Source organism: Tunicatimonas sp. (genome assembly GCF_049647865.1).
Lineage (GTDB): Bacteria > Bacteroidota > Bacteroidia > Cytophagales > Cyclobacteriaceae > Tunicatimonas.
Window position 1 is genome coordinate 1 of record NZ_JBARYM010000235.1, and the last position, 3,580, is coordinate 3,580.

At 44.3% G+C, this 3,580-nt stretch carries 3 protein-coding genes; 2 read left to right on the forward strand and 1 reads right to left on the reverse strand.

Annotation, left to right across the window (positions count from 1 at the left end; translation table 11 throughout):
- On the forward strand, positions 1–617 hold a 617-nt coding region (locus tag WBA23_RS07270; RefSeq protein WP_424581608.1), incomplete at its 5' end, for a THUMP domain-containing class I SAM-dependent RNA methyltransferase.
- A 170-nt stretch (positions 618–787) separates the two neighbouring features.
- Positions 788–3,136: a patatin-like phospholipase family protein gene (locus WBA23_RS07275; protein WP_424581609.1), complete on the forward strand. Its 2,349-nt coding sequence runs from the start codon at positions 788–790 to the stop codon at positions 3,134–3,136.
- Between the two features lie 64 nt (positions 3,137–3,200).
- Here WBA23_RS07275 and WBA23_RS07280 read toward each other — a convergent pair whose 3' ends face one another.
- The gene (locus WBA23_RS07280; RefSeq protein ID WP_424581611.1) at positions 3,201–3,458 is read right to left on the reverse strand and encodes a hypothetical protein; all 258 of its coding nucleotides are present in this window, start codon (positions 3,456–3,458) and stop codon (positions 3,201–3,203) included.
- Positions 3,459–3,580: the final 122 nt, after the last annotated feature.

Sequence of the window (3,580 nt, forward strand, 5' to 3'; positions counted from 1 at the left end):
TACTATCTACCCAGTGGCACCCTTCTCAACCCCTGATAAACCCAATGTGCGGTAGTGGCACCATTGCCATTGAAGCAGCCCTTATGCAGCAGAATACCTATCCCGGACTGATCCGAGGCAATTACAGCTTCATGCACTTAAAATCGTATCAAAGTGGTATCTGGCGGCGGCTGCGACAGGATATGAAGCTTAATCAACAGTCAAGGCGAGAAGCCGAGCGAAATATTATCGCTACCGATGATAACCCGCATGCACTTGAATCAGCGAAGAAAAATGCCCGAGCGGCCGGGGTTAGTCACCTTATACAGTTTCAGCTAAGCGACTTCGCTGAAACTCCCGTTCCAGAAGTAAAGAAATCATCAGTCGGAAAACCTGCCATCGTGATTAATCCACCCTATGGCACCCGCTTAGGAGAGGAACGCAAGCTAGAGTCGCTATACGCCCGAATCGGAGATTTCTTCAAGCAACAAGGAACCGGATACTACGGATATGTATTTACGGCTAACCGAGAATTAGCTAAAAAGATCGGCCTGAAAACCAGTAGAAAGCAAGAATTTCTTAACGGAAAGTTACCTTCTCAACTATTAGAGTACGAATTGTATACTGGTAGTAAGTAGGGTACAGTTCTTGAAGCTAGAGTTTATAGTTGCAAGTTCAAAGTTTATAGTTACAAGTTTTAAGAATAGATATAACCTATAGCCTAAAACTTGAAAAATATAGCCCCTGTAACTATTAGAGAATACTCAAGCAATAAGAGATACGTTATGAATATGTGGTGAGGAAGTTGATGAAAAATATCGTGGAGCCAGTATATTACTCACTTCCGGTGCAGTTGCTCATTCTGCATATTCGGAAGAACCAACTGCTATTGCTCTGCTGGATATTACTGACTTCTATCGTCATTGGGCAGTTTGGTAAAAACCTGGGCATACCTTATCTCTTTCTCGACCCCGAATACCTCGGTAAGATCGATTTTTTTAGTTTCCTTCTGGTTGGTATGGCCTTTGGTGGATTTACGATGGCTTACCATATTACTTGCTATATTCTGGATGGCCCCGGGTTTGGGTTTGTCGGTACCTTATCGCGCCCTTTCGCCAAATTTGCGCTGAATAATAGCTTGGTTCCGCTTTTCTTCTTAGGTATTTATCTTCTTTGTCTAATCAACTTCCAGTTGGCCAACGAATACAACAACTTCGTAGGAATTGCCGAAAAAATTACTGGATTCTTCTGTGGGCTTGTACTCATTGTTTTATTAACATTTGAGTATTTCCGGTGGACGAATCAAGACATTGTACGACTGCTGGCTTCTACGGTGAATCGGAAGTTGAAAAAAGTAAAGGTTTCTCGCGTTCGCATCATGGGTAACTGGAAGGAAACCAAGAAGGGCGGCCGTCGAGTAGATAATTACCTGGATTTGAGTTTTCGGTTGCGGGAAGCCCCCGCAGTTCGGCACGACAAATCATTAGTTTTGCAGGTATTTAATCAGAACCACTTCAACTCAGTGGTTATTGAACTCTTCATTTTTGCGCTGATTCTGGTGTTAGGGATTTTTAGTAGCAATCCATTGGTTCAGATTCCCGCTGCCGCTAGCATCCTATTGTTCATGACGGTGGTTCTTATGATGACCGGTGCGGTTTCATTTTGGCTGAAGGGTTGGGCCACCACCGCAGTGATTATCGGCTTCTTTTTACTAAATATGTTTGTCCGCTACGAATGGGGGGAGAATTCGTATCGGGCGTTTGGTTTAGACTATACGACCACCGAAGCCGAGTATTCACTCGCTCGCTTAAAAGCTCTTAACGATACTAGCTGCTATAATCAGGACTACCAAGCCACTGAAAAGATACTAGATACTTGGTACGAACGTATGTACGACCAATACGCTACCAGTACTGATTATCGTCCGAAGATGGTGCTGGTCTGCGCTAGCGGGGGAGGGCTTCGTTCAGCTATGTGGACCACGGTAGCTTTGCAGCACGCCGATAGCATTACCCAAGGAGGGTTAGTTAATCATACTCGACTTTTCACCGGAGCTTCGGGGGGGCTAATTGGAGCGGCTTATTTCCGGGAACTAGCGTGGCAGGCTCAACAGCAGCGGGCCAAAACAGATTTGCCTATTGTGCTGGCCCGTAACAATGCATCGGAACAACCATCTATTTATGACCCGTATTATGCCCGGCTCATTGCCCAGGATAATCTAAACCCAATTATCTTCACATTGCTGGTAAATGATTTGATGGTGGGCAACCAGATGTTCTCTTACAGTGGTTTTTCTTATACGAAGGATCGGGGTTACGCCTTCGAGGAGCAGTTCAACGAAAATACTCATCATGTGCTGGATAAGCAGCTAAGTGATTACCGGGTGCCCGAACAGAACGCCGAAATTCCAATGATTATGCTTACCCCAGCTATTGTGAATGATGGTCGTAAGCTGTATATCTCGCCCCAAAACGTTTCGTATATGCACATCCGGTTACCGCACGAAAAACACAACCACCGCTCAATTATTAAAGGGGTTGATTTTCGTCGGTTACTAGCGCAGCAGCGCGCCGATAGTTTGCGCTTTCTCACCGCATTGCGGATGAACGCTGCTTTTCCTTACGTAACGCCCAACGTAACGCTACCTACTTCTCCGGCTATCCAGATTATGGATGCGGGTATGACTGATAATTTTGGTATCTCGGACGCGCTACGGTTTATGTTTGTGTTTCGGGAGTGGATTAATACGCATACCTCGGGAGTAGTACTACTAAACATTCGCGATTCCGAAAAGATTGAAGATATTGAGGCTCCGAGCAGTGCCTCGCTGATTGAGCGGATGGTTGCTCCGTTCCGCTTTTTCTACGATAATCTGTTCAACATTCAGGATATTAGCAACGACGACCGGATTGAGTTTGCCCGTTCGTGGCTAGACGTAGATATGCACAGTATTTACCTGGAATATACTTCTGAGGTACCTAAAAGTTGGAAGCTACTCAACCCCGACCGGCGTACGCTGGAACGACCGTCGCTAAGCTGGCGCCTCACCACTCGGGAAAAGAATAATATCCTTGAAAACATCCGCCATCCCAAGAATGTAGCGGCACTGAATGAATTAAGGCAACTACTGGCTACTGATGAAGTTAAGAATGAATAATTCAATTGCTCAATTGCTGATTGTTGGTTGTCATTGATCTTTAGTCATTTTCAATTATCCACTATCAATTGTCTATTGGTCTCTGTGTTTCTTTTCGTACTTTTTGTAAATCGGTAGAGGCATCTACCATTAGGTGCCAGCCTACTTGCTTCCCATTTTCTAATGATTCGTAAGCTAACCCTTTATCGGTAGCAATTACTCGGCATTTGCCTAACTCGTAGCGTAATGATTGAACGATATCTCCCTCTTGCAAAGATTCATTATTCAAGTCGGCGAGAATGGGAGCAGGAGCAGTTTTCTTCTTTTTGAACAGGCCAAACATAAACGATTTGTTTGATTACACTTCTACAAAATTACGGATAGGTTAGTAGATAAAAAAAGAGTGCCAATAATTGTGGCACTCTTTTAAACAAATAATAAAACTACGTTTAAGGTCTAGGAATA

Bases quoted from the DNA above. Each gene is read 5' to 3' on its own strand.
- WBA23_RS07275 (WP_424581609.1), top strand. From the start codon at position 788: ATGAAAAATATCGTGGAGCCAGTATATTACTCACTTCCGGTGCAGTTG.
- WBA23_RS07280 (WP_424581611.1), bottom strand. From the start codon at position 3,458: ATGTTTGGCCTGTTCAAAAAGAAGAAAACTGCTCCTGCTCCCATTCTC.